This is a genomic window from Pseudomonas sp. RtIB026 (assembly GCF_016861355.2).
Classification (GTDB): Bacteria; Pseudomonadota; Gammaproteobacteria; order Pseudomonadales; family Pseudomonadaceae; genus Aquipseudomonas; species Aquipseudomonas peradeniyensis.
In genome coordinates this window covers 1,794,565-1,819,943 of the sequence record NZ_AP023348.2, presented here as the reverse complement: position 1 = coordinate 1,819,943, position 25,379 = coordinate 1,794,565, and the positions used below count along the sequence as shown (strand labels likewise).

Genomic DNA, 25,379 nt, shown 5'->3' with positions numbered 1-25,379 from the left:
CATGGGCTATCGCCTGTCGAAGATCTACACCCGTACCGGCGACAAAGGCGAAACCGGCCTGGGCGACGGGCGCCGAGTGCCCAAGGACCATCCGCGGATCGAGGCGATCGGTGAGGTGGACAGCCTCAACAGCCAGTTGGGCGTGCTGCTGGCCGGGCTGGCCGAGGCCGGGCTTGGCGAGTTGATCGAGGTACTGGCGCCTTGTCAGCACCGTTTGTTCGACCTTGGCGGGGAGCTGGCGATGCCCAGCTACCAGGCGTTGAACTCTGCCGAGGTGGAGCGCCTGGAGGCGGCCATCGACCGCTGGAACGAAGAGTTGGGGCCGCTGAAGAACTTCATCCTGCCCGGGGGTTCGATGCTGGTGGCCCAGGCCCATGTCTGCCGCAGCGCGGCGAGGGCGGCGGAACGGCGTTGCCAGCAGCTGAATGCGCTGGAACCGCTGGAGGGGGTGGGGCTGGCCTATATCAACCGGGTGTCGGACCTGCTGTTCGTCGCGGCCCGGATCATTGGGCGGCGCCAGGGAGTGAATGAAGTGCTGTGGCAAGCGGCCGAGAAGCCCGCCTGAACGCATCGCGGGGCAAGCCCGCTCCCACGCCAGATTGTGGTCTGGCGTGGGAGCGGGCTTGCCCCGCGATGGCCTGATGTATCAGATCTCAGGCCAGAACGCCCGAATCCCCGCAACACCCTGCGCCCCAACCTCCCAGGCCCGCTCCCGCTCGCTCGGCCCGACCCCGCCCAGCAGAAACACCGGATGGCTGATCCCGCCGATCATCCGCTGCGCCTCGCCCCACCCCAGCGGCACCGCCTCGGGATGAGTCTGGGTCGCCTGCACCGGCGACAGGGTGACAAAATCCACCCCCATCTGCTCGGCCAGCGCCAGTTCCTCGGCACTGTGGCAGGACGCCGCCAGCCAACGCTCCTTCGGGAATGGCCGGCCCTTGGCCGCGTACTTGCGCAACTGCGCGGCGGTCAGGTGCCAGCCCGCCGACGGGAAGTCGCCCAGCCATTCCAGTGGCCCCTTGAGCATCAACTGGGCTTTGCCCGCACACAGGCCGACCGCATCCACCGCGACGTCGCGGTACTTGGGGTCGTACATGTCCGGCGCACGCAGCTGGATCAGCTTGATGCCGCTGGCCACGGCCTTCTGGATACCCTTGAGCAGCTCAGGCACCTCCAAACCGTCCGGGGTGATCAGGTACTGGTCGGGCAAGCGCGCCGCAGCGACGATCGGCTTGTTGGCCTCGGGGAACTCATACTGGCCAAGGTCACGCGGCGCCACCCAGGCCAGGGGCTGCCCCTCGGCGCCATGGGGTTCGCCGGTAAAGACGTGCACTTCACGCACATCCAGCAGTACTTGCTTGTCCGGATAGTCGTGGCTGACCTTGATCAACGGCCGCGAAGTCGCGACCTCGATACCCAGTTCCTCACGCAACTCACGGGCCAGCGCCGCCTCGACGCCCTCACCCTCCTCCACCTTGCCGCCGGGGAACTCCCACAGGCCGCCCTGGTGCTGGGTATCGGCGCGGCGGGCAATCAGGATCCGCCCGTCGGCGCCACGAATGACCGCTGCGACTACATGAATCCGTTTCACCCTTCACGCTCCGCCAGGCCAGCTTGTTGCCAGGCCTGGAAGGCCGGCCATTGGTAGATGGTCTCGATGTAGGCAGCCGCTTCGGCCGGCACCGCAACACGGTAGGTACGCAGGCGTACGGCCACCGGCGCGAAGAAGGCGTCGGCCAGGGTCGGCCGGCCGAACAGGAACGGGCCGTTGTCCTTGGCGACTACGCGGCATTCGTTCCACAGGGCAACGATGCGGTCGATATCGACCTGCACGTCCAGCGGCACCTCATCCAGCGCCTGGTCACGAGACAGGTCGAACGGCATGGCGCCACGCAGGGCGAAGAAGCCGCTGTGCATCTGCGCGCAGGCCGAACGGGCCTGGGCACGGGCGGCGATGTCCTCGGGCCACAGGCGGGCCTCGGGGTGGCGTTCGTTGAGGTATTCGGCGATGGCCAGGGAGTCGGCGATCACACCGTGCTCGCTCTTGAGCAGCGGTACCTTGGCGGTGGCCGAGAAGGCCAGCAGGCGCTGGCGGGTGTCAGGCTGGTTGAGCTTGACCAGGGTTTCTTCGTAGGGGACGCCAGCCAGCTCGAGGGCCAGGGCGCCGCGTAGCGACCAGGAGGAATACAGCTTGTCGCCGATGATCAGGTGATAGCTCATGATTGGGCTCCAGCGGAATCGGGATATTGGGGCTGCCTTGCAGCCCTTTCGCGGCACAAGGCCGCTCCTACAGGAGATCGCGTTCCCTTGTAGGAGCGGCCTTGTGCCGCGAAAGGGCCGCAAAGCGGCCCCTATGCATCAGGTCCGGTATTCGGCGTTGATCTTCACGTACTCGTGGGACAGGTCGGTGGTCCAGATGGTTTCGCTGCACTGGCCACGACCCAGCTCGATGCGGATGGTGATCTCCTCCTGGGCCATCACTGCCGAACCCTGCGCCTCGGTGTAGCTCGGGCTGCGACCGCCCTGGCTGGCGATGCACACGTTGTCGAGGTAGACGTCGATCAGGCTAACATCCAGCTCTGGCACACCGGCACGGCCAACCGCGGCGAGGATACGGCCCCAGTTGGGGTCGGAGGCGAACAGCGCGGTCTTGATCAGCGGCGAGTGGGCCACGGCGTAGCCGACGTCCAGGCACTCCTGGTGGTTGCCACCGCCGTTGACCTGCACGGTGACGAACTTGGTGGCGCCTTCGCCGTCACGGACGATGGCCTGGGCCACCTCCATGCACACCTCGAACACCGCTTTCTTCAGCGCTTCGAACAGTGCGCCGCTGGCCTCGGTCACTTCCGGCACATCGGCCTTGCCGGTGGCAATCAGCATGCAGCAGTCGTTGGTCGAGGTGTCGCCGTCGATGGTGATGCGGTTGAACGACTTGTTGGCGCCGTCGAGCATCAGGTCCTTGAGCACTGCGGGGGCGACCTTGGCGTCGGTGGCGATGTAGCCGAGCATGGTGGCCATGTTCGGGCGGATCATGCCCGCGCCCTTGCTGATGCCGGTGACGGTGATGGTCTTGCCGTCGTACTGGAACTGGCGGCTGGCGCCCTTGGGCAGGGTGTCGGTGGTCATGATGCCGGTGGCGGCTTCGGCCCAGTGGTTTTCCGACAGGTTGTCCAGGGCGGCCTGCAGCGCGCCTTCGATCTTCTCGACCGGCAGCGGCTCGCCGATCACGCCGGTGGAGAACGGCAACACGGACTCCGCCGGCACGCCGGCAAGCTCGGCCAGCTTGGCGCAGGTGCGCTCGGCGGCGGCCAGACCCGGCACGCCGGTCCCGGCGTTGGCGTTGCCGGTGTTGGTCAGCAGGTAACGCACGGTGCCCTGCACACGCTGCTTGGAAAGGATCACCGGGGCCGCGCAGAAGGCGTTGAGGGTGAACACGCCGGCGACGCTGGAGCCTTCGGCGCAGCGCATCACCACCACATCCTTGCGCCCTGGGCGCTTGATGCCCGCCGAGGCGATACCGAGTTCGAAACCGGGAACCGGGTGCAGGGTGGGCAGGGGACCAAGACCAACAGCCATTAGAGCGCTCCTAGAAAATTGTGGGGAATTAGGGGGCGCTTTGCGCCCCTTTCGCGGCACAAGGCCGCTCCTACAGGGGTGTTGCGATTCCTGTAGGAGCGGCCTTGTGCCGCGAAGGGCTGCAAGGCAGCCCCGGGATCTCAAGCCAGTGGCGAATTCAGATCATTCAATCTGACCATGGCAATGCTTGAATTTCTTGCCCGAACCACACCAGCACGGCTCGTTGCGGCCCAGCTTCATGTCGTTGCGAACCGGTGCAGAGGCCACCGCGACTTCAGCGCCCTCCTCGGCCAGCTGCTCACCTTCCAGGCCCGGCGCTGCGGCATGCTGGAACTGCATGCGGCTGGCCAGTTCCTCGGCCTCGCGGCGCAGGCGCGCCTCTTCCTCGGCCGGGTCTTCGCGGCGTACCTGGACGTGCGACAGCACGCGGATGGTGTCGCGCTTGATCGACTCCAGCAGTTCCTGGAACAGGGTGAACGACTCGCGCTTGTACTCCTGCTTCGGGTTCTTCTGCGCATAGCCACGCAGGTGGATACCGTGGCGCAGGTGGTCCATGGTCGACAGATGGTCTTTCCACAGGTCATCCAGCACGCGCAGCAGGATCTGCTTCTCGAAGGTGCGCAGGGCGTCGATGCCGGCCTGGTCTTCCTTCTCGTTGTAGGCGTCGGTGATTTCCTTGATCAGCCGCTCGCGCAGGGTCTCCTCGTAGAGGTGATCGTCCTCGTCGAGCCACTGCTGGATCGGCAGCTTGATGGCGAAGTCGCTGGCCAGCGAAGCTTCCAGGCCGGCCACGTCCCACTGCTCGGGCAGCGATTGCGGCGGGATGTGCTGGCTGATGGTGGCATCGAGCACTTCCTGGCGGAATTCGGCGATGGTGTCGCCGATGTTCTCGGCGGCCAGCAGGCTGTTGCGCATGTGGTAGATCACCTTGCGCTGCTCGTTGGCCACGTCATCGTATTCGAGCAGTTGCTTGCGGATGTCGAAGTTGCGGCCTTCGACCTTGCGCTGCGCCTTCTCGATGGCGTTGGTCACCATGCGGTGCTCGATGGCCTCGCCGGACTGCATCCCCAGGGCCTTCATGAAGTTCTTCACCCGGTCGGAGGCGAAGATGCGCATCAGGCTGTCTTCCAGCGACAGGTAGAAGCGGCTGGAACCGGCATCGCCCTGACGGCCGGCACGGCCACGCAGCTGGTTGTCGATGCGGCGCGACTCGTGGCGCTCGGAGGCGATCACGTGCAGGCCACCGGCTTCCAGCACCTGCTGGTGACGCTTCTGCCAGTCGGCCTTGATCTGGGCGATCTGCTCGGTGGTCGGGTTGTCCAGGGCGGCCACTTCGGCCTCCCAGTTGCCGCCCAGCAGGATGTCGGTACCACGACCGGCCATGTTGGTGGCGATGGTCAGCGCGCCCGGAGCACCGGCTTGCGCGATGATCTCGGCTTCTTTCTCGTGGTACTTGGCGTTCAGGACCTTGTGGTCGATACCTTCCTTCTTGAGCAGGTTGGACATGTGCTCGGAGGTTTCGATGGTCGCGGTACCGACCAGGACCGGACGGCCATGGGCCATGCTTTCCTTGATGTCGGCGATGATCGCGGCGTACTTCTCGTCGGCGGTCAGGTACACCAGGTCGTTGAAGTCCTTGCGGGCCAACGGCTTGTTCGGTGGGATGACCATCACGTTGAGGTTGTAGATCTGGGCGAACTCGAACGCCTCGGTGTCGGCGGTACCGGTCATGCCGGACAGCTTGCTGTAGAGACGGAAGTAGTTCTGGAAGGTGGTCGAGGCCAGGGTCTGGCTCTCGGCCTGGATGTTCAGGTTTTCCTTGGCCTCGATGGCCTGGTGCAGGCCTTCGGACAGGCGGCGGCCCGGCATGGTACGGCCGGTGTGCTCGTCGATCAGGAGGATCTGGCCTTCCTGGACGATGTACTCGACGTTGCGGTGGAACAGCTTGTGCGCGCGCAGGCCGGCGTAGACGTGGGTCAGCAGGCTCAGGTTGTGCGCCGAATACAGGCTCTCGCCCTCGGCCAGCAGGCCGGACTGGGTCAGCATGTCCTCGATGAACTGGTGGCCGGCCTCGTTCAGTTCGACCTGGCGGCTCTTCTCGTCGATGCTGTAGTGGCCCTCTTGGGTCACCTGGCCTTCGACTTCCTCGATGTGCTGGGTCAGACGCGGGATCAGGCGGTTGATCTCGATGTACAGCTTGGAGCTGTCCTCGGCCTGGCCGGAGATGATCAGCGGGGTGCGCGCCTCGTCGATGAGGATCGAGTCGACTTCGTCGATCACGGCGAAGTTCAGCTCACGCTGGAACTTCTCGTCCTGACTGAACGCCATGTTGTCGCGCAGGTAGTCGAAACCGAATTCGTTGTTGGTGCCGTAGGTGATGTCGGCGGCATAGGCGGCACGCTTTTCTTCCGGCGGCTGGAAGGCCGAGACGATGCCGACGTTGAGGCCGAGGAACTCGTACAGCGGACGCATCCAGTTGGCGTCGCGGCGGGCCAGGTAGTCGTTGACGGTGACCACGTGCACGCCCTTGCCGGACAGCGCGTTGAGGTACACGGCCAGGGTGCCGACCAAGGTCTTGCCTTCACCGGTACGCATTTCTGCGATCATGCCTTCGTGCAAGGTCATGCCGCCGATCAGCTGGACATCGAAGTGACGCATGCCCATCACGCGCTTGCCGGCCTCGCGGGCCACGGCGAAGGCTTCGGGCAGCAGCTGGTCGAGAGTCTCGCCTTTGGCCAGACGCTCCTTGAACTCTGCGGTCTTGCCCCGCAGCTGCTCGTCGGAGAGGGCCACCATCTTCTCTTCGAAGGCATTGACGGTGCTCACCGTCTTGAGCATGCGTTTGATTTCACGCTCGTTCTTGCTTCCAAAAAGTTTTTTTAACAAAGGCGCAAACATATCGGCAGGATCTTCCACACGTAGGGATGGAGGGCGGCCCCGTGAGTCGCCCGTGCAGCCCTGAGGCCGCATGCGAACGAGCATTCTACCCGGAAACGATGGTGAGGAAAGTGGTGGATTTCCACGATGCTGGCACAGCGCTTTTAGGGGGCCTGACTAACATAGGGGCTTTTTGCGCAAGTTCAAGGTGCGCGAAGATGAAACGTATCGCGAATGACTTGCATCAAGATCCGACGACCGCTCGCGGGGCAAGCCCGCTCCCACGCCCCGCCACACGCTGGCGTGGGAGCGGGCTTGCCCCGCGATGAATGCCCAACTGGTAGACTGTCGATCCTGTAACCCTCTGCAGACCTCCATGGCCTACAAACCCACCCCTGCCCGCCCCCCCGCCGACCTGTTGCGCAAGGCACGGCCACTGCGCCTGCTGCTCAACCAGGCCGAACGCCTCGAGCACCTGCAGCGCCTGCTGGAGAGCCAGCTGCAACCGGCCGCCCGCGAGCACTGCCACGTGGCCTCCTGGAAGGAAGGGACGTTGTTGCTGGTGGTAACCGACGGCCATTGGGCCACCCGTCTGCGCTACCAGCAGAAGCGCCTGCAACGCCAGCTGCAAGCCATGGAGGCGTTCGCCAACCTGAGCCGCATCCAGTTCAAGGTGCAACCACCGCTGGTCTCGGCAAAGCGTGAAGGTCATGGGCCTGAACTGTCGGAATCTGCCGCAGACAGCATCCTAGGTTCGGCCGAGGGCATCAGCGACCCGAAGCTGCGCGCAGCGCTGGAGCGCCTGGCGGCTCATGCGCAGAGCAAAGCCTGATACACGACCACGTGGGAGCGGCGATGCGGCGACCCGACTTGCCCCGCGATAGCGTGCGCGGGCCTATCGCGGGTCAAGCCCGCTCCCACGCTCCACCTTTTGGCTGCACTCCATAAAAAAGGCCACCCGAAGGTGGCCTTAATCACACTAGAGAGAGTGTTCGAACTTACACGGCCGCAACAGGGCGCATGTACGAGATCGGTGCCGTGCTGGCATCTTCGAAGGTGACCACTTCCCAAGCGTCGGTTTCGGCGATCAGCTTGCGCAGCAGCTGGTTGTTCAGCGCGTGCCCGGACTTGTAGCCCTTGAACTCGCCGATCAGGCTGTTGCCCAGCAGATAAAGGTCGCCGATGGCGTCGAGGATCTTGTGCTTGACGAATTCGTCATCGGAACGAAGGCCGTCTTCGTTAAGCACGCCGGTCTCGTCGACCACGATGGCGTTCTCCACGCTGCCGCCCAACGCAAGGTTGTGCTTGCGCAGGTACTCGATGTCACGCATGAAGCCGAACGTGCGGGCACGGCTGACTTCCTTGACGAACGAGGTGCTAGAGAAATCTACGACCGCGCTCTGGGTCTGGCCCTTGAGGACCGGGTGATCGAAGTCGATCTCGAAGCTCACCTTGAACCCGTCGAAAGGCAGGAAAGTGGCGCGCTTGTCGCCCTCTTCCACCGTCACTTCGCGCAGGATGCGGATGAACTTCTTGGCTGCGTCCTGTTCTTCCAGGCCGGCCGATTGGATCAGGAATACGAAGGGTCCGGCGCTGCCATCCATGATCGGCACTTCCGAGGCGGAGAGCTCGACGTAGGCGTTATCGATGCCCAGGCCCGCCATGGCGGAGAGCAGGTGCTCGACCGTATCGACTTTGACGTCACCGTTGACCAATGTCGTGGACATGGTGGTCTCACCGACGTTGGCCGCGCGCGCCGGGATTTCGACCACAGGGTCGAGGTCGGCGCGACGGAAGACGATGCCGGTGTCGACAGGCGCAGGCTTGAGGGTCAGGTAGACCTTCTCCCCGGAGTGCAGGCCGACACCTGTGGCACGGATGGTATTCTTCAGGGTGCGTTGTCTAATCATGGCATTGGCCGCTTCAGCGCAAATTGCGAACAGGTATCAACAAAGGCTGGGGATGATAACAGACCCGGCCTTTGCTGAACACCAATCACCCTAATACCCCTGATAAATTCCATTAATCGGCCTGACGACGCAGGAACGCCGGGATATCCAGGTAGTCCAGATCATCCTGAGGGTTGAGTTTAGCTGCCGCCGCGGCACCCGCGTGGGCCTGGTTGCGCATCACGGTCGGACGCTCCAGGTCACGGTAGTTGACCGCCGACTGCTCCTGGCGAACCGGGGCCGGGTTGGAGGACTCATACACCTGCTGGGCAGTCTGCAGGGTGTTGTCGACCACCTTGACCGGTTTCTCGATACGCGCGCCCAGGCCAGTGGCCACCACGGTCACGTGCAGCTCGTCGCGCATGTCCGGGTCGATCACGGTGCCGACCTTGACCATCGCGTGGTCGGAGGCGAAGGCCTCGATGATGCTACCCACGTCGGAGTACTCGCCCAGCGACAGGTCGGGACCTGCGGTGATGTTCACCAGGATGCCGCGGGCGCCCTGCAGGTTGACGTCCTCGAGCAGCGGGTTGCGGATCGCCGCTTCGGTGGCTTCGCGAGCACGGTTCGGGCCGCTGGCGCAACCGGTACCCATCATCGCCATGCCCATCTCGCCCATCACGGTGCGCACGTCGGCAAAGTCGACGTTGATCATGCCCGGACGCTTGATGATGTCGGAGATACCGCGAACGGCACCGGCCAGCACGTCGTCGGCCTTGGCGAAGGCGGACAGCAGGCTTGCATCCTTGCCAAGGATGGTCAGCAGCTTCTCGTTGGGGATGGTGATCAGCGAGTCGACGCTCTCAGCCAGCATGCGGATGCCTTCGTCGGCGATCTGCATGCGCTTGCGACCCTCGAACGGGAACGGACGGGTCACCACCGCAACGGTGAGGATGCCCATTTCCTTGGCCACTTCGGCGATGATCGGCGCCGCGCCGGTACCGGTACCGCCGCCCATGCCGGTGGTGATGAACACCATGTTGGTGCCCTGCAGCACCTCGGCGATGCGCTCACGGTCTTCCAGCGCGGCCTGACGGCCGACTTCCGGATTGGCACCGGCACCCAGGCCCTTGGTCACACCCGTGCCCAGTTGCAGGATGGTGCGTGCGCCGATGTTTTTCAGCGCCTGAGCATCGGTGTTGGCGCAGATGAATTCCACGCCTTCGATGCTGCTCTTGACCATGTGGTTGACGGCGTTGCCGCCGCCACCGCCAACGCCGATCACCTTGATGACCGGACTTTGCGGGACGTTGTCTACGAGCTCGAACATTTTCCCTCTCCTTACAGTTCTCTAGTTGTCGCGCCTACCACTACTGCTTTGAAACTTAGAAGTTGCTCTGGACCCAACGCTTGAGTCGTTCAAGCACAGGGCCCTTCGGTTCATCGCCATAGCTGTTGTTGCTGCTGTTGCTGTTGCTGATACCGGTCAGGGACGGGTCCTCGGACTGCTTCTGCAGGCCGTAGGTGAGCAGGCCCACGCCGGTGGAATAGATCGGGTTGCGCACCACGTCGCTCAGGCCCCGAACGCTGTGCGGCACGCCCAGGCGTACTGGCATGTGGAAGATCTCCTCGGCCAGTTCCACGGCGCCTTCCATCTTCGCGGTGCCGCCGGTGAGGACGATGCCGGCCGGCACCAGGTCCTCGAAGCCGCTGCGACGCAGTTCGGCCTGGATCAGGGTGAACAGCTCGTCGTAACGCGGCTCCACCACTTCGGCCAGGGCCTGGCGCGACAACTCGCGCGGCGGGCGGTCGCCGACGCTCGGCACCTTGATGGTCTCGCCGGCACCGGCCAGCTTGGCCAGGGCGCAGGCGTAGCGGATCTTGATTTCCTCGGCGTACTGCGTGGGGGTGCGCAGGGCCATGGCGATATCGTTGGTGACCTGATCGCCGGCGATCGGGATCACCGCGGTGTGACGGATCGCGCCTTCGGTGAAGATGGCGATGTCGGTGGTGCCGCCGCCGATGTCCACCAGGCACACGCCCAGCTCTTTCTCGTCGTCGGTCAGCACCGAGTAGGCCGAGGCCAGCTGCTCGAGGATGATGTCGTCGATTTCCAGGCCGCAGCGGCGCACGCACTTCTCGATGTTCTGCGCCGCGTTGACCGCGCAGGTGACCACATGGACCTTGGCTTCCAGGCGCACGCCCGACATACCCAGGGGCTCGCGCACGCCTTCCTGGTTGTCGATCACGTAGTCCTGCGGCAGGGTGTGCAGCACCCGCTGGTCGGCCGGAATGGCCACGGCCTGGGCGGCATCGAGCACGCGCTCGAGGTCGGCGGTGCTGACTTCGCGGTCGCGGATGGCGACGATGCCGTGGGAGTTCAGGCTGCGGATGTGGTTGCCGGCCACGCCGACGAACGCCGAGTGGATGCGGCAGCCGGCCATCAGCTGGGCCTCTTCGACGGCGCGCTGGATCGACTGCACGGTCGATTCGATGTTCACCACCACGCCCTTCTTCAGGCCGCGGGACGGATGGGTGCCGATCCCGACGATCTCCAGGGTGCCGTCCTCGCCGACCTCACCCACCAGCGCCACCACCTTGGAGGTGCCGATGTCCAGCCCGACGATCATTTTGCCGCTATGCGCGTTTGCCATGGTCCTGCCTCTCTCTAATTCTTCGCAACGGCGGGTTGGGCCGTCGTCGGTGCATTCGGTTCCCGCCAACCAACGGCAAGTCCGTTGGAATAACGCAGATCGATGCGGGCGATATTGGTGATCTGGTCTTTAAGCGATTTGTCGTAAATGGCAATGAAACGGCGCATCTTCTCCACCAGATGGTCGCGCCCCAGCAGCAGCTCGACGCCCGCCCCGGCGCTGCCCGCACCGGTGGTCAGGAACCAGCTGCCTCGCTCGCGCAGCTCCAGGCGAGCGATGGAAAAGCCCATGGGGCGCAGCATCTGGCTCAATACCTGATACTGCTGCATGACTTGTTGCTGAGCGCGCTGCGGCCCGAACAGCTGCGGCAGGTGCTCGTAGTTGGCCAGCTCGCGCGGGGTGAAGGCCTGGCCCTGGTTGTTGAGCAAGGCCTCGTCGCCCCAGCGCGCCACCGGCAACTGTTCTTCCAGGCGGATCACCACCTCGTCCGGCCACACCCGGCGCACTTCGGCGTGGGCGATCCAGGGCATCTGCTCCAGCTCCACGCGCATCGCCGCCAGGTCGACGGTGAAGAAGCTCGCCGCCACGTACGGCGCGATCCGCTGCTGCACCGACTGCTGGCTGATGTAGCTGAGGTCGCCCTGCACGTCGATCTTGGTGATCGGCCGGTCGGCGTAGGGCATCAGGCGGATGGCGCCCTCGTAGGCGCCAAAGCCTGCGGCCACCAGCAGCACCGGCCACAACAGGCGCTTGAGACCGCCGAAGCTTGGCCGAGGCAGGCGCGCCGATACGGGCTCGTCGGCCACCAGTCGGCTGGCACCACGTGGCACCGGCTTGCTGCGGCCGGTAACGGGTGGTTGCTGACGTATCATCGCGCCTTGCATGGCTGGTTAACCTCGCTTCGCTACGCTGTCGGCCAGGATCGCCAGCACCAGTTGCTGGAAGTCCAGGCCGGCGGCGCGGGCCGCCATGGGCACCAGGCTATGGTCGGTCATGCCCGGTGCGGTGTTGACCTCGAGCAGCCAGAACCGGCCCTGCTCGTCCTGCATCACGTCCAGCCGGCCCCAACCCTCGATGCCAACGGCATCGCAGGCGCGCGCGGTCAGGTCGATCAGTTCCTGTTCCTTGACGCTGTCCAGGCCGCACGGGATGCGGTACTGGGTGTCATTGGCGATGTACTTGGCGTCGTAGTCGTAGAACACGTGCGGGGTGCCCAGCGCGATCGGCGGCAGCACCTGGCCACGCAATACGGCGACGGTGAACTCCGGGCCGTGGATCCATTGCTCGACCAGTACCTGCGAATCGTATTTGGCGGCGTCTTTCCAGGCGGCGACCAGTTCCTGCTCGCTGTTCACCTTGGCCATGCCGATGCTCGAACCTTCATGGGCAGGTTTGACGATCAACGGGAAGCCCAGTTCCGCACTGGCGGCAACACAATCCTGCTCGCTGCCCAGCACCGCGTGACGCGGGGTCGGGATGCCCAGGCTCTGCCACACCTGCTTGGTGCGCAGCTTGTCCATGGCCAGCGCCGAGGCGAGGATGCCGCTGCCGGTGTAAGGGATGCCCAGGCATTCGAGCAGGCCCTGCATGCTGCCGTCCTCACCGCCACGGCCGTGGAGGATGATGAAGGCGCGGTCGATCTTCTCGTTCTGCAAGCGATCCAGCAGGTCGTCACCGACGTCGATGGCGACCACGTCGACTCCGGCGCTGCTCAGCGCCTCGATCACGGCCCTGCCCGACTTGAGCGAGACCTCGCGCTCGGCGCTCTTGCCACCGTACAACACGGCGACGCGGCCGAAGGCCTTGACGTCGAGGGTGGAATGCAGCGTGTCGTAGGCGCTGGTCATTTCGACTTCTCCTGCTTGGCGCCGGCGAACAGCGGGCTTTTCATCAGTTGCGGGGCCAGGCCGCCGACATCACCGGCACCCTGGCAGATCAGGATGTCGCCGGCGCGCAGCAGCGGCTTGACCAGCGGCGCGAGCTCGGCGCCGCGCTCGATGTAGATCGGGTCGAGCTTGCCGCGCTGGCGGATGCTGTGGCACAGCTGGCGGCTGTCGGCACCAGGGATCGGCTCTTCGCCGGCCGGGTAGACCTCCATCAGCAGCAGCACGTTGGCATCGCCCAGCACCTGCACGAAATCGTCGTACAGGTCGCGGGTGCGGCTGTAGCGGTGCGGCTGGTAGACGATCACCAGGCGACGGCTCGGCCAGCCGCCACGCACGGCCTTGATCACCGCGGCGACTTCGGTCGGGTGGTGGCCGTAGTCGTCGACCAGCATCACGCTGCCACCGTCGACCGGCAACTCGCCGTACACCTGGAAGCGTCGACCGACGCCCTGGAAGCCCGACAGGCCCTGGACGATGGCTTGGTCGCTGATGCCTTCGTCGGTGGCGATGGCGATGGTGGCCAGTGCATTGAGCACGTTGTGGTTGCCCGGCATGTTCACCGACACTTCCAACGGCTCGCAGTCGCGGCGCAGCACGGTGAAGTGGGTCTGCATGCCTTGCTGGCGCACGTTGATGGCGCGGATATCGGCCTCTTCGCTGAAGCCGTAGGTGACGGTCGGACGCTTGACCTGCGGCAGGATCTCACGCACCACCGGGTCGTCCAGGCACATCACCGCCAGCCCGTAGAACGGCAGGTTGTGCAGGAACTCGACGAAGGTCTTCTTCAGTTTGTTGAAGTCACCTTCGTAGGTGGCCATGTGATCGGCGTCGATATTGGTGACCACGGCGACCATCGGCTGCAGGTGCAGGAAGCTGGCGTCGCTCTCGTCGGCCTCGGCGATCAGGTAGCGGCTGGTGCCCAGCTGCGCGTTGGTGCCGGCCGCGGTCAGGCGACCGCCGATGACGAAGGTCGGATCCAGGCCGCCGGCGGCGAACACCGAGGCCAGCAGGCTGGTGGTGGTGGTCTTGCCGTGGGTGCCGGCAACGGCAACGCCGTGACGGTAGCGCATCAGCTCGGCGAGCATCTCGGCGCGCGGCACCACGGGAATGCGGCGCTCCAGGGCGGTGGCGACTTCCGGGTTGGCCGGGTTGATCGCGCTCGACACCACCAGCACGTCAGCGTTGGCGGCGTTCTCGGCGCGGTGGCCGACGAAGATCTGCGCGCCGAACGACTGCAGGCGCTCGGTCACCGGCGACTCCTTCAGGTCGGAACCGGACACTTCATAGCCCAGGTTCAGCAGCACTTCGGCAATGCCGCACATGCCCACGCCGCCGATACCGACGAAGTGGATGCGACGGATACGGCCCATTTTCGGGTGGGGCATGGCTTTCTGGCTCTCAACCATGGGCCACCTCCAGGCAGATATCGACCACGGTGCTGGTTGCGCCAGGTTTGGCCAGGCGGCGGGCGGTGCCGGCCATGGCGTTGAGTTTCTCGGGTTGCATCAGCACCTCGTTCAGGCGTTCAGCGAGCTGCGCTGCGCCAGTAGTCGCTTGTGGCATCAGGAAGGCGGCGCCTTCGCGAGCCAGGTATTGGGCGTTGTGGGTCTGGTGGTCGTCGATGGCATGGGGCAAGGGCACCAGCATCGAGGGCAGGCCCGCCGCCGCGAGTTCGCTGACGGTCAGGGCGCCGGCCCGGCACACCACCATATCGGCCCAGCCATAGGCATGGGCCATGTCCTTGATGAACGGTTCGACCTGGGCCTCGACACCCGCCTCGTGATAACGCTCGGCGGTGACAGGGGCGTGGTTTTTCCCGGCCTGGTGGAACACCTCGGGGCGCAGGTTCGCCGGCACTTCGGACAGGGCCTTAGGCAACAATTTGTTCAATGGTTCCGCACCCAGGCTGCCGCCCATGACCAGCAGGCGCGCACGCCGCTCGGCCAGGGGCGCGCGTGCCGCCTCCATGAACAGCTCAGCACGCACCGGATTGCCGGTGGTGCGCAGCTTGTCGCTGGCGGCGAAGGTGTCCGGGAAGGCTTCGCAGACACGTGCGGCCAACGGCAGCAGCAGGCGATTGGTGGTGCCGGCGCGGGCATTCTGCTCGTGGATCACCAGGGGCACCCCGCACAAGCGGGCGGCAACACCGCCGGGGCCGGTCACATAGCCACCGAAGCCGACCACGCAGACCGGCTTGAGCTCACGCACGATGCGCCGCGCCTGCAGCACGGCCTTGATCAAAGTGAACGGTGCCTTGAGCAGCGACAGCTTGCCCTTGCCACGCAGGCCGGTGACCTGGATCAGGTGCAGCGGCAGGCCGGCCTGGGGTACCAGTTCGTTCTCGATGCCACGCGGGGTGCCCAGCCAGTGCACGCTGTAGCCACGGGCCTGGAACTCGCGGGCGCAGGCCAGGGCCGGGAACACGTGGCCCCCGGTACCGCCGGCCATGATCAGGATGTTCTTGCCGTCAGCGGCCATGACTGGTCTCCTCGGCAAAATCGCTCTCCTTGAATTCGTGTTCCTCGCTGCCCAGATGCGTGCGACTCTCCCACTCGATGCGCAGCAACAGCCCGACGCAGGCGCAGCAGATCACCAGCGAGCTGCCGCCGTAGCTGAGGAACGGCAGGGTCAGGCCCTTGGTCGGCAGCAGGCCGACGTTCACGCCGATGTTGATCAGGAATTGGCCGATCCACAGGAACGACAGGCCAAAGGCCATGTAGGCGGCGAAGAACTGCTTGGCCTTCTCGGCCCACAGGCCGATGTACAGCGCACGCACGGTAATGAAGACGAACAGCGCGATGGTCAGCAGCGAGCCGATCACGCCCAGCTCTTCGGCCAGCACCGAGAACACGAAGTCGGTGTGCGCCTCGGGCAGGTAGAACTGCTTCTGCACACTGTTGCCCAGGCCCACACCCAGCCACTCGCCGCGGCCGAAGGCGATCAGCGCCTGGGTCAGCTGGTAGCCGGAGCCGAACTGGTCGGACCAGGGGTCGGTGAAGGTGATCAGGCGCGCCATGCGGTACGGCTGGGCCTGGACCAGCACCACCACCGAAATGACCGCCAGCACCACCATCAGCGAGAAGCGGAACAACCCTACCCCGCCAAGGAACAGCATGGCCGCCGCGGCGCCCATCATCACCACCGTGGCGCCGAAGTCCGGCTCCATCAGCAGCAGGCCGGCCATCGGCAGCAGCACGATGAACGGCTTGAAGAAGCCCATCCAGCTCTCGCGCACCTCGGTCTGCCGGCGCACCAGGTAGCCAGCGAGGTAGATGACCACGAAGACCTTGGCGATCTCCGACGGCTGCACGTTGAAGAAGCTGAAGCCGATCCAGCGCATCGAACCATTCACTTCACGGCCAATACCCGGCACCAGTACCAGCACCAGCAGGCCGAAGGCACCGATCAGCATGAGGAAGCCCATGCGCTGCCAGGTGGCGATCGGCACCAGCATGGTCATCAACCCGGCGCCCAGGCCGAGGGTGACGTACACCAGGTGGCGGAACATGTGGTACAGCGGGTTGCCCGACTGCACCGCGGCCACTTCCGAGGAGGCCGAAGTAATCATCACCAGGCCCAGGCCGAGCAGCGCCAGGCAACCGGCCAGCAGCGGGAAGTCGAGGTCGATGCCACGGCCGCTGATCAGCGGCGACGGGTACGGTTTGAGGATGCCGAAGATCATGCCAGCCCCTCCGCCGCCTGGGCGAACAGGCGCCCGCGTTCTTCGAAATTCTTGAACATGTCGAGGCTGGCGCAGGCAGGCGACAGCAGTACCGCGTCACCCGGCTGGGCCAGCTCGGCGCAACGCTGCACGGCTTCGTCGAGGCTCTTGACCCGGACTTGCGCCACGGCATCGCCCAAGGTTTCGGCCAGACGCTCGGCGTCACGGCCCAGCAGCACCACGGCACGGCAGTGTTGAGCCACCGGCTCGCGCAGGGCGGCGAAGTCGGCGCCCTTGCCGTCGCCACCGGCGATCAGTACCAGCTTGCCTTCGATATCGGCGCCCAGGCCTTCGATGGCGGCCAGGGCCGCACCGACGTTGGTGGCCTTGGAATCGTCGTACCAGTTCACTCCGTTGCGCTCACGTACCCACTGGCAGCGATGGGCCAGGCCCTTGAATTCACGCAGCGCCTCGAGCATCGGCTCGAATGGCAGGCCGGCGGCATGGCCGAGAGCCAACGCGGCCAGGGCATTGCTCTGGTTGTGGGCGCCACGGATCTTCAGCTCACGCACCGGCATGAGGGCCTGGAATTCGAAGGCCAGGTACTTCTCGCCCTCGACCTCGCGCAGGCCAAAGGCCTTGAAGTCCGGCGCGTTGAGACCGAAGCTCCAGCTCGGCCGGCCTTCGACCGGCAATGGACGGCTCAGGGCATCCTGGCGGTTCACCACCACCTGGCGGGCGCCGCGGAAGATCCGGTGCTTGGCCAGGTGATAGGCCGGCAGGCCGCTGTAGCGGTCCATGTGGTCTTCGCTGATGTTCAGCACGGTGGCCACTTCGGCGTTGAGCTGGTCGGTGGTCTCCAGCTGGAAGCTCGACAGCTCCAGCACGTACAGCTCGACATCGTCGGCCAGCAGGTCGAGGGCCGGGGTGCCAAGGTTGCCGCCGACTGCCACACGTTTGCCTGCCTTGGCGGCCATCTCGCCGACCAGGGTGGTCACGGTGCTCTTGGCGTTGGAGCCGCTGATGGCGACGATCGGTGCCTTGGCGTGGCGGGCGAACAGCTCGATGTCGCCGGACAGCTTCACGCCACGCGCGGCGGCCTGCTGCAGGGCAGGCGTGGCCAGGGCCAGGCCGGGGCTCACATACAGCTCGTTGGCCCGGCACAGGAAGTCCACGTCCAGCTCGCCACAGCGCACTTCCACCTGCGGGTATTCACGGCGCAGGGTGTCCAGTTCCGGCGGTTGCTCGCGGGTGTCGGCGACCGCAAAGGCAATGCCCCGGTTCGCCAGGAAGCGAACCAGGGACATGCCGCTCTTGCCGAGGCCGACAACGATGCGGAATTGGTCGGAAGCGATCAGTGACACGCTCGGTTACCTCAGTTTCAGGGTGGCAAGGCCAATCAGCACCAGAATCACGGTGATGATCCAGAAGCGGACGATCACCCGTGGCTCGGGCCAACCCTTGAGTTCAAAGTGGTGATGGATCGGCGCCATGCGGAACACGCGCTTGCCGGTGAGCTTGAACGAAGCCACCTGGATGACCACCGACAGGGTTTCCATCACGAACACGCCGCCCATGATGAACAGGACGATCTCCTGGCGGACGATCACCGCGATGGTCCCCAGGGCCGCGCCCAGCGCCAGTGCGCCGACGTCGCCCATGAACACCTGGGCCGGGTAGGTGTTGAACCACAGGAAGCCCAGGCCGGCGCCGATCAGCGCGCCGCAGAACACGATCAGCTCGCCCGCGCCAGGCACGTACGGGATCAGCAGGTATTCGGCGAACTTCACGTTGCCCGACAGGTAGCAGAAGATGCCCAGGGCACCGCCAACCATCACCGTCGGCATGATCGCCAGGCCATCGAGGCCGTCGGTCAGGTTGACCGCGTTGCTCGAGCCGACGATGACGAAATACGTCAGCACGATGAACCCGGCGCCCAGCGGAATCGCCAGGTCCTTGAGCATCGGAATGATCAGCGTGGTCTCGACGCTGGTCGGCGCGGTCTTGTACAGGAAGATCGCCGCGGCCAGGCCGAACACCGACTGCCAGAAATATTTCCAGCGGCTTGGCAGGCCGCGGGAGTTCTTCTCGATCACCTTGCGGTAGTCATCGACCCAGCCGATGGCGCCGAACGCCAGGGTGACGATCAGAACCACCCACACGTAGCGATTGGTCAGGTCGGCCCACAGCAGGGTGCTGATGGCGATGGCGGACAGGATCAGCGCGCCGCCCATGGTCGGGGTGCCGGATTTGGACAGGTGCGATTGCGGGCCGTCGTTGCGCACGGCCTGACCGATCTGGCGGATCTGCAGGGTACGGATCATCCACGGGCCCAACCACAGGGCCAGTGACAACGCGGTCAGCACACCCAGGATCCCGCGCAGGGTCAGGTACTGGAAGACCGCGAAGCCCTTGTGGAACTGTTGCAGATACTCAGCCAACAGCAGCAGCATTAATGTTTCTCCCCGCTGGCACCACACAGTGCGGCCACGACGTTTTCCATCGCAGCGCTGCGCGAGCCCTTGATCAAGATAGTGGTGTCGCTGGCATTCTCGGTGCCAACGGCAGCGATAAGCTCAGCTTGAGTAGCGAAATGGCGGGCATTGGCGCCGAACGCCTTGACCGCATGAGCCATGTTGGCACCCACCGCGTACAGCGCGTCGACCTTGCCGCGTGCGTAGTCACCCACCTGGCGGTGACCTTCCTCGGCCCATTGTCCCAGTTCGCCGATATCCCCGAGCACCAGGACGGTGCGTCCGGAAAAGCCGGCGAGTATATCAATGGCGGCGCACATCGAGGTGGGATTTGCGTTGTAGCTGTCGTCGATGACCCGCACGCCGTTCGGCGCGATCTGCGCCACGGTGCGGCCCTTGACCGGTTGCACGGCGTTCAGACCGGCGGCGATGCCGCTCAGGCTCAGACCGACGGCATGGGCGGCGGCGGCAGCGGCCAGGGCGTTGCTGACGTTGTGGGTGCCGAGCAGGTTCAACTGCAACGGGACGCTGCCAGTCGGGCCGTGCAAGGTGAACGACGGGCAGCCACGAGCGTCGCGCCCGATATCACTGGCGTGGAAGTCCGCCTGCGGATTGTCCAGGGCGAAACTGAAGATGCGGTGAGCGCCTGCCCGCTTGCGCCAGATCTCGAACGCCTTGTCGGCCAGGTTGAGGATGGCCGTGCCGCCCTCGCCCAGGCCTTCGAGGATTTCGCCCTTGGCCTCGACGATCTTCTCCGGGCCACCGAACTCACCGACATGGGCGGTACCGGCGTTATTGATGATGACCACTTGCGGCTGGGTCAGGCCAACGGTGTAGCGAATCTCGCCAATGCGCGAGGCGCCCAGCTCGATCACTGCGGCGCTGTGCTCCGGAGCGATCTCCAGCAGGGTCAAAGGTGCGCCGAGGTCGTTGTTCAGGTTGCCACGGGTGGCATGCACCGGCCCGCGGGTGCGCAGGATCGCGGCGAGCATTTCCTTGACCGTGGTCTTGCCGCTGGAGCCGGTGATGGCCACCACCGGCTTGTCGAAGGCGGCACGGTTCAGGGCGCCGAGCTGACCGAGGGCGACGCGGCAGTCGGCGACCAGCAGCTGCGGCAGGTCGACACCGGCAACTTCGCGCTCGACCAGCGCGGCGACCGCGCCCTTGGCTTTCACGTCGGCCAGGTAGTCGTGGCCATCGAAGCGCGGGCCGGTCAGGGCGACGAACAGTTGGCCGGCAGCGACGGTGCGGCTGTCGATGCTCACACCGGTGAAGCTGGCGTCGGCGCCTGCCAGGCGCGCACCCAGGGCACCGGTCAGTTGGCTGAGAATCATCGGCTTAAGCATGTGGCGCCTCCCAGGCTGCAAGTGCCTTGTCGGCTTCGACCAGGTCGGAGAAGTCATGGCGTTCGCCATTGATCTCCTGGTAATCCTCGTGCCCCTTGCCAGCCAAGACGATCACGTCGTCCACACTGGCACTGGCGATCAGCTGGGCAATGGCCGCGCCACGGCCAGCGACGAACGCGACGGCAGCAGGCTTGGCGAAACCGGGGCGAATATCGTCGAAGATCCGCAGGGGGTCTTCGCTACGCGGGTTGTCGTCGGTGACCAGCACACGGTCGGCCAGGCGCTCGGCCACTTCGGCCATCAGCGGACGCTTGCCGGCGTCACGATCGCCACCACAGCCGAACAGGCACAGCAGCTTGCCGTGAGCGTGCGGACGCAAGGCTTCGAGTACTTTTTCCAGGGCATCCGGGGTGTGGGCGTAATCGACCACCACCAACGGCTTGTCACCGCCACCCAGGCGCTGCATGCGGCCGACCGGCCCGTGCAGTTGCGGGGTGACCTTGAGAATTTCATCCAGCGGGTAATCCAGCGCCATCAGCGTGGCTACCGCCGCCAGCATGTTGCTCAGGTTGAAACGCCCCAGCAGGCGGCTGCGCAGGACATGCTCGCCCTGTGGGGTGACGATCACGGCGCGCACGCCATCATCGTTGAAGGCAGACTCTTTGCAGAACAGCGTCGCCGCCGAATCCTGCAGGCTGTAGCTGATCAGGCGCGATGTGGCTGGAGCATCTGCCAAGCGACGCCCAAAGTCATCATCCAGGTTGACCACCCGGGCACGCAGGCTCGACCAGGCGAACAACTTGGCCTTGGCGGCCTCGTAGGCCTCCATGCTGCCGTGGTAGTCCAGGTGGTCGCGGGACAGGTTGGTCATCACCGCGATATCGAAGTCCAGCGCGGCCACCCGACCCTGTTCGAGGGCATGGGAGGATACCTCCATGGCCACGGCCTTGGCTCCGCCCTTCTTCAGGTCGCTCAAGGTCGATTGCACGGCGATCGGGTCCGGCGTGGTCAGGCGGCCGCTCTGCAGCTCACCATAAAAACCGGTGCCGAGGGTGCCGATCAGGCCACAGCGCTTGCCCAGGGCGTCAAGTGCCTGAGCCAGCAATTGGGTCACGCTGGTCTTGCCGTTGGTACCGGTCACGCCGACCAGGTCGAGCTGACGGCTCGGCTCGCCATAGAAGCGTCCGGCGATCTGCGACAACTGGCCAATCAAACCCTTGACCGGAATCAGCGGCGCATCGGTGAGCGGCAGCACGCTGGCGCCCTGCTCTTCGTAGGCCACCGCGGCGGCGCCACGGGCCAGGGCATCGGCGATGTGCGCGCGACCATCGACCTTGGCCCCCGGCACGGCCAGGAACAGGTCGCCTGGACGCACGGCGCGGCTGTCCAGGGTCAGCTCGCGGATCAACGGATCGCGGCTGGCATGGGCGAACAGTTTGCTCAATGGCATCGTCATCAACCTCGCCCTCCCTTGGCGGGTACTGCGCTGGCTTGCTGCGTCGAAGGCGGCAGGTTGTCCGGCGGTACATTCATCAGGCGCAAGGTGCCCGACATTACTTTGCTGAATACGGGGGCCGAGACCAGGCCGCCGAAGTAGCCACCCTTGCTCGGCTCGTCGATGACCACGACGATGGCGTAGCGCGGGTCGCTCATCGGGCCGAAGCCGGCGAACAGCGAACGGTAGGCGTTCTCGGTGTAGCCCTTGGAGCCGACGGTGGCCTTGCGCGCGGTACCCGACTTGCCACCCACGTGATAGAACGGCACCTGGGCGCGGAACACCCCGCGCGGCGCCTCGATCACCTGCTGCAGCATGGCCTGCACGGTCTCGGCGGTTTCCTTGGGAATCGCCTGCACGGCTTCCGGCGCCTTGTCGACCTTGAGGATCGACAGCGGCACCATCTTGCCGTCGTTGGCCAGCGCGGCGTAGGCATGCACCAGTTGCAGGGCGGTCACCGACACGCCGTAGCCGTACGACAGGGTCGCGGTCTCGGCCTTGCGCCACTCGCGGTGGTTGGGCAGGTTGCCGACGCGTTCGCCAGGGAAGCCCAGGCCGGTGTACTGGCCCAGACCGACCTGGGACATCACCCGGTAGATGGCCTCGCCACCGATATCGAAGGCGATCTTGCTCATGCCGACGTTGGACGAGTTGATCAGGATACCCGTCAGGTCGAGGATCGGGCCCTCGCTCCTGGAAACGTCCTTGATGGTGTAGCGACCAATTTGCAGGCTGCCCGGATACACCTCGACCTTGTCGGTGGGCTTCCAGCGGCCACTCTGCAGCGCGGCGCTCATGGAGATCGGCTTGACCGTCGAGCCCGGCTCGAAGACGTCGATGATCGCCCGGTTGCGCATGGCCGCCGGGAACATGCTGCGGCGGTTGTTCGGGTTGTAGGTCGGCTGGTTGACCATGGCCAGGACCTCGCCGGTCTTGACGTCCATGATCACCAGGCTGCCGGCCTTGGCTTCCTGTTCGGCGATGGCGTTGCGCAGTTCGCGGGTGGCCAGGTATTGCAGACGCAGGTCTATCGACAACGCCAAGGTCTTGCCGGCCTTGGCGTTCTTGGTTACCTGGATGTCCTTGATCAGCCGGCCGCGCCGGTCCTTGATCACCTGCCGCTTGCCGGGCACCCCGGCGAGCCATTCGTCGTAGGCAAGCTCGACGCCTTCACGGCCATGGTCGTCCAGGTCGGTGAAGCCGACCATGTGCGCGGTGACGTCGCCGGCCGGATAGAAGCGGCGGAACTCTTCCAGGCCGTACACGCCAGGCACCTTCAGGTCGAGCACGTGCTGGCCCTGCTCCGGGGTCAGGCCGCGGACCAGGTAGATGAATTCCTTGCTGGCCTGCTGGGTGAGTCGTTCGGTCAGCTGCTGCGGGTTCTGCCCGAGCGCGGCTGCCAGTTGCGGCCAGCGTTCCTTGGCCGCCTGCATTTCCTTGGGGTTGGCCCATAAGGTAGTGACCGGGGTACTGACCGCCAGCGGCTCGCCATTGCGGTCGGTGATCAGGCCACGGTGCGCGGGAATGGGGATATGGCGCAGGCTGCGGGCATCGCCCTGGCCCTTGAGGAAGTCACGGTCGACCACCTGCAGGTCGATGATGCGCCAGCAGATGGCACCGACCATCAGCGCCAGCAAGCCGATCACCACCCTGAACCGCCAGGGGTAGAGTGCGCCCTCGAGCTTCATCATGGCGCCACCATCCGCACTTCGTCAGCAGCGGGCACGCGCATCTTGAGCTGCTCGGAGGCCAGGCTCTCGATACGGCTGGAGGCGGTCCAGGTGCTTTGCTCGAGGATCAGCCGGCCCCACTCGGCCTGGGCCTTGTCGCGCTCGCTCAGTTCACCGTACAGGGTGTTGAGCAGCTGGCGGTTCCAGTGGGCGCTATAGGAGACGGCAATGGCCGAAATCAGGACGGCGACGAACAGCAGAAGCATCAGGAAGCTTCCGCCTGGCAAAGGTTTGGCAAACAGCCGGCTCACCGCAACTTCTCCGCCACCCGCATCACGGCGCTGCGCGATCGCGGATTGGCCTTGAGCTCGGCTTCGGAGGCGAATTGCGCCTTGCCGATGAGCTTGATCTTCGGTTCGAAGGTCTTGTGCTGCACCGGCAGGTTGCGCGGCAGGTTGTCCGCCTCGCCCTTGACCAGCTTGCGCATGAACAGTTTGACGATACGGTCTTCCAGCGAGTGGAAGCTGATCACCGCCAGGCGGCCGCCCACTTCGAGGGCATCGAGCGCGGCTTCAAGGCCCGTCTCGAGGTCACCCAGTTCGTTGTTGACGTGAATGCGCAGGCCCTGGAAGGCGCGGGTTGCCGGGTTCTTGCCCTTTTCCCAGGCCGGGTTGGCGACCTTGAGCACTTCAGCCAGGTCGGCGGTACGGGTGAACGGCTGCTTCTCGCGACGCTCGACCACGGCACGCGCCATGCGCCCGGCGAAACGCTCCTCGCCATACTCCTTGAACACGCGGGCGATTTCCTCGACCGGCGCAGTGGCGATGAACTCGGCGGCGCTGATGCCCTGGTTCGGGTTCATGCGCATATCCAACGGGCCGTCGTTGAGGAAACTGAAGCCACGCTCGGGGTCATCGAGCTGCGGCGAAGACACGCCCAGGTCGAGCAGGATGCCGCTGACCTTGCCTGCCAGGCCGCGCTCGGCCACCTCGGCGCCCAGCTCGGCAAAGCTGCGCTGCACAATGACAAAGCGGCCGTCTTCGGCCGCCAGCGCTTGCCCGGTGGCAATCGCCTGTGGATCCTTGTCGAACCCCAGCAGCCGCCCTTGCGGTCCGAGCTTGCTGAGGATCAGGCGGCTGTGGCCGCCGCGCCCGAAGGTGCCGTCCAGATAGCAACCGTCGGCGCGCAGGGCCAAGGCCTCGACGGCTTCGTCGAGGAGGACGGTGATGTGGTTGAAGCCGCTATCTATGGTCACAGGATCAGGTCACGCAAATCATCGGGCATGGCGCCCGGTTGTTGAATAGCTGCAAGGTCGGCTGCCGAAACCGCGTTCCAGGCATCCTCATCCCACAGCTGGAATTTGTTCAGCTGCCCCACCAGCATCGCCTTCTTGTCCAGCTTGGCGTACTCACGCAGGCGCGGCGGCACCAGGAAACGCCCACTGCCGTCGAGCTCCAGGTCAACCGCATTGCCGATCAGCAAACGCTGCAGGCGACGGTTTTCCTCACGCAACGACGGCAAGGCGCGCAACTTGGCTTCTATCTGCTCCCACTCATCGAGGGGATAAACACACAAGCAGGGGTCAACGGCGTCGATGGTCACGATCAGTTGACCATTGCAACGCGAATCGAGCTCGTCACGGTACCGGCTCGGCATGGCGAGACGGCCCTTGGCATCGAGGCTGACGGCGTTGGCTCCGCGGAACACGGCTGCGATTCCCCACAATGTTAGCTTTTTTGTGTCAGAAAACCCACTTCATCCCACTTTCTGCCACTTGCGCACACTATAGGAATCCGCCCGCCACACCGTCAAGGCACGTTCATAAGGAAATCCCTTACAGGACGGCGATTT

The 25,379-nt window shown here is 65.1% G+C and carries 22 protein-coding genes; 2 read left to right on the top strand and 20 right to left on the bottom strand.

Translation table 11 applies throughout. From position 1 onward, the window contains the following. The first annotated feature begins 1 nt into the window (after nt 1). Nucleotides 2–565, top strand: coding sequence for a cob(I)yrinic acid a,c-diamide adenosyltransferase (locus tag PRtIB026_RS08225; protein WP_203647899.1), 564 nt, complete (start codon nt 2–4; stop codon nt 563–565). 81 nt (nt 566–646) lie between these two features. On the opposite strand, the gene PRtIB026_RS08220 is transcribed toward PRtIB026_RS08225, so the two are convergent. The 4 genes from PRtIB026_RS08220 to secA all read right to left on the bottom strand — a co-directional run bounded on the left by PRtIB026_RS08220 (nt 647) and on the right by secA (nt 6,474). After that, a complete protein-coding gene (locus tag PRtIB026_RS08220; protein WP_203647900.1) occupies nt 647–1,591 on the bottom strand; it encodes a Nudix family hydrolase in 945 nt (314 codons plus the stop codon). Further along, complete coding sequence (locus PRtIB026_RS08215; RefSeq protein ID WP_203647901.1) at nt 1,588–2,220, bottom strand: glutathione S-transferase family protein; 633 nt, start codon at nt 2,218–2,220, stop codon at nt 1,588–1,590. Before PRtIB026_RS08215 ends, PRtIB026_RS08220 begins: the two co-directional genes overlap by 4 nt. Nucleotides 2,221–2,358: 138 nt before the next feature. Continuing rightward, nucleotides 2,359–3,576, bottom strand: a complete 1,218-nt coding sequence (gene argJ / locus PRtIB026_RS08210; protein WP_203647902.1) for a bifunctional glutamate N-acetyltransferase/amino-acid acetyltransferase ArgJ — start codon at nt 3,574–3,576, stop codon at nt 2,359–2,361. Between the two features lie 162 nt (nt 3,577–3,738). Next, nucleotides 3,739–6,474 (bottom strand): preprotein translocase subunit SecA, encoded by a 2,736-nt coding sequence (gene secA / locus PRtIB026_RS08205; protein ID WP_203647903.1) that lies wholly within the window; start codon nt 6,472–6,474, stop codon nt 3,739–3,741. A gap of 355 nt (nt 6,475–6,829) precedes the next feature. Between secA and PRtIB026_RS08200 the strand changes: the two genes are divergently transcribed. Then, nucleotides 6,830–7,285 carry a DUF721 domain-containing protein gene (locus PRtIB026_RS08200; RefSeq protein WP_203647904.1) on the top strand — a complete coding sequence of 152 codons (456 nt, stop codon included), beginning with the start codon at nt 6,830–6,832 and terminating at the stop codon, nt 7,283–7,285. Nucleotides 7,286–7,451: 166 nt separating this feature from the next. Here the strand turns inward: PRtIB026_RS08200 and lpxC are convergent, their stop codons facing one another. From lpxC to mraZ, 16 genes are all read right to left on the bottom strand, one after another. Beyond that, complete coding sequence (gene lpxC / locus PRtIB026_RS08195; protein WP_028689733.1) at nt 7,452–8,363, bottom strand: UDP-3-O-acyl-N-acetylglucosamine deacetylase; 912 nt, start codon at nt 8,361–8,363, stop codon at nt 7,452–7,454. Between the two features lie 112 nt (nt 8,364–8,475). Next, complete coding sequence (gene ftsZ, locus PRtIB026_RS08190) at nt 8,476–9,672, bottom strand: cell division protein FtsZ (protein WP_054894013.1); 1,197 nt, start codon at nt 9,670–9,672, stop codon at nt 8,476–8,478. 55 nt (nt 9,673–9,727) lie between these two features. Further along, entirely contained in the window at nt 9,728–10,996 is a 1,269-nt protein-coding gene (ftsA, locus tag PRtIB026_RS08185) for a cell division protein FtsA (RefSeq protein ID WP_028689735.1), read from the bottom strand. Between the two features lie 14 nt (nt 10,997–11,010). Beyond that, complete coding sequence (locus PRtIB026_RS08180) at nt 11,011–11,880, bottom strand: cell division protein FtsQ/DivIB (RefSeq protein ID WP_062364074.1); 870 nt, start codon at nt 11,878–11,880, stop codon at nt 11,011–11,013. Between the two features lie 6 nt (nt 11,881–11,886). After that, the gene (locus PRtIB026_RS08175) at nt 11,887–12,843 is read right to left on the bottom strand and encodes a D-alanine--D-alanine ligase (RefSeq protein ID WP_203647905.1); all 957 of its coding nucleotides are present in this window, start codon (nt 12,841–12,843) and stop codon (nt 11,887–11,889) included. Then, entirely contained in the window at nt 12,840–14,288 is a 1,449-nt protein-coding gene (gene murC, locus PRtIB026_RS08170) for a UDP-N-acetylmuramate--L-alanine ligase (protein ID WP_203647906.1), read from the bottom strand. Before murC ends, PRtIB026_RS08175 begins: the two co-directional genes overlap by 4 nt. Further along, a complete protein-coding gene (gene murG, locus PRtIB026_RS08165; RefSeq protein ID WP_203647907.1) occupies nt 14,281–15,360 on the bottom strand; it encodes an undecaprenyldiphospho-muramoylpentapeptide beta-N-acetylglucosaminyltransferase in 1,080 nt (359 codons plus the stop codon). The genes murC and murG overlap by 8 nt, the downstream gene beginning before the upstream one ends. Next, nucleotides 15,350–16,564 carry a putative lipid II flippase FtsW gene (gene ftsW, locus PRtIB026_RS08160; RefSeq protein ID WP_189657241.1) on the bottom strand — a complete coding sequence of 405 codons (1,215 nt, stop codon included), beginning with the start codon at nt 16,562–16,564 and terminating at the stop codon, nt 15,350–15,352. Before ftsW ends, murG begins: the two co-directional genes overlap by 11 nt. Then, nucleotides 16,561–17,907, bottom strand: a complete 1,347-nt coding sequence (murD, locus tag PRtIB026_RS08155; protein WP_203647908.1) for a UDP-N-acetylmuramoyl-L-alanine--D-glutamate ligase — start codon at nt 17,905–17,907, stop codon at nt 16,561–16,563. Before murD ends, ftsW begins: the two co-directional genes overlap by 4 nt. Before the next feature lie 6 nt (nt 17,908–17,913). Then, nucleotides 17,914–18,996: a phospho-N-acetylmuramoyl-pentapeptide-transferase gene (gene mraY, locus PRtIB026_RS08150; protein WP_028689742.1), complete on the bottom strand. Its 1,083-nt coding sequence runs from the start codon at nt 18,994–18,996 to the stop codon at nt 17,914–17,916. After that, nucleotides 18,996–20,363 carry a UDP-N-acetylmuramoyl-tripeptide--D-alanyl-D-alanine ligase gene (locus PRtIB026_RS08145; RefSeq protein WP_203647909.1) on the bottom strand — a complete coding sequence of 456 codons (1,368 nt, stop codon included), beginning with the start codon at nt 20,361–20,363 and terminating at the stop codon, nt 18,996–18,998. Before PRtIB026_RS08145 ends, mraY begins: the two co-directional genes overlap by 1 nt. Further along, a complete protein-coding gene (locus PRtIB026_RS08140) occupies nt 20,356–21,819 on the bottom strand; it encodes a UDP-N-acetylmuramoyl-L-alanyl-D-glutamate--2,6-diaminopimelate ligase (RefSeq protein ID WP_203647910.1) in 1,464 nt (487 codons plus the stop codon). Before PRtIB026_RS08140 ends, PRtIB026_RS08145 begins: the two co-directional genes overlap by 8 nt. Further along, nucleotides 21,819–23,546 carry a peptidoglycan D,D-transpeptidase FtsI family protein gene (locus tag PRtIB026_RS08135; RefSeq protein WP_162232950.1) on the bottom strand — a complete coding sequence of 576 codons (1,728 nt, stop codon included), beginning with the start codon at nt 23,544–23,546 and terminating at the stop codon, nt 21,819–21,821. Before PRtIB026_RS08135 ends, PRtIB026_RS08140 begins: the two co-directional genes overlap by 1 nt. Beyond that, nucleotides 23,546–23,839: a cell division protein FtsL gene (gene ftsL / locus PRtIB026_RS08130; protein WP_028689746.1), complete on the bottom strand. Its 294-nt coding sequence runs from the start codon at nt 23,837–23,839 to the stop codon at nt 23,546–23,548. Before ftsL ends, PRtIB026_RS08135 begins: the two co-directional genes overlap by 1 nt. Further along, entirely contained in the window at nt 23,836–24,783 is a 948-nt protein-coding gene (gene rsmH, locus PRtIB026_RS08125) for a 16S rRNA (cytosine(1402)-N(4))-methyltransferase RsmH (RefSeq protein ID WP_050703844.1), read from the bottom strand. The genes ftsL and rsmH overlap by 4 nt, the downstream gene beginning before the upstream one ends. Then, nucleotides 24,780–25,235 (bottom strand): division/cell wall cluster transcriptional repressor MraZ, encoded by a 456-nt coding sequence (mraZ, locus tag PRtIB026_RS08120; RefSeq protein ID WP_011535546.1) that lies wholly within the window; start codon nt 25,233–25,235, stop codon nt 24,780–24,782. Before mraZ ends, rsmH begins: the two co-directional genes overlap by 4 nt. Nucleotides 25,236–25,379: the final 144 nt, after the last annotated feature.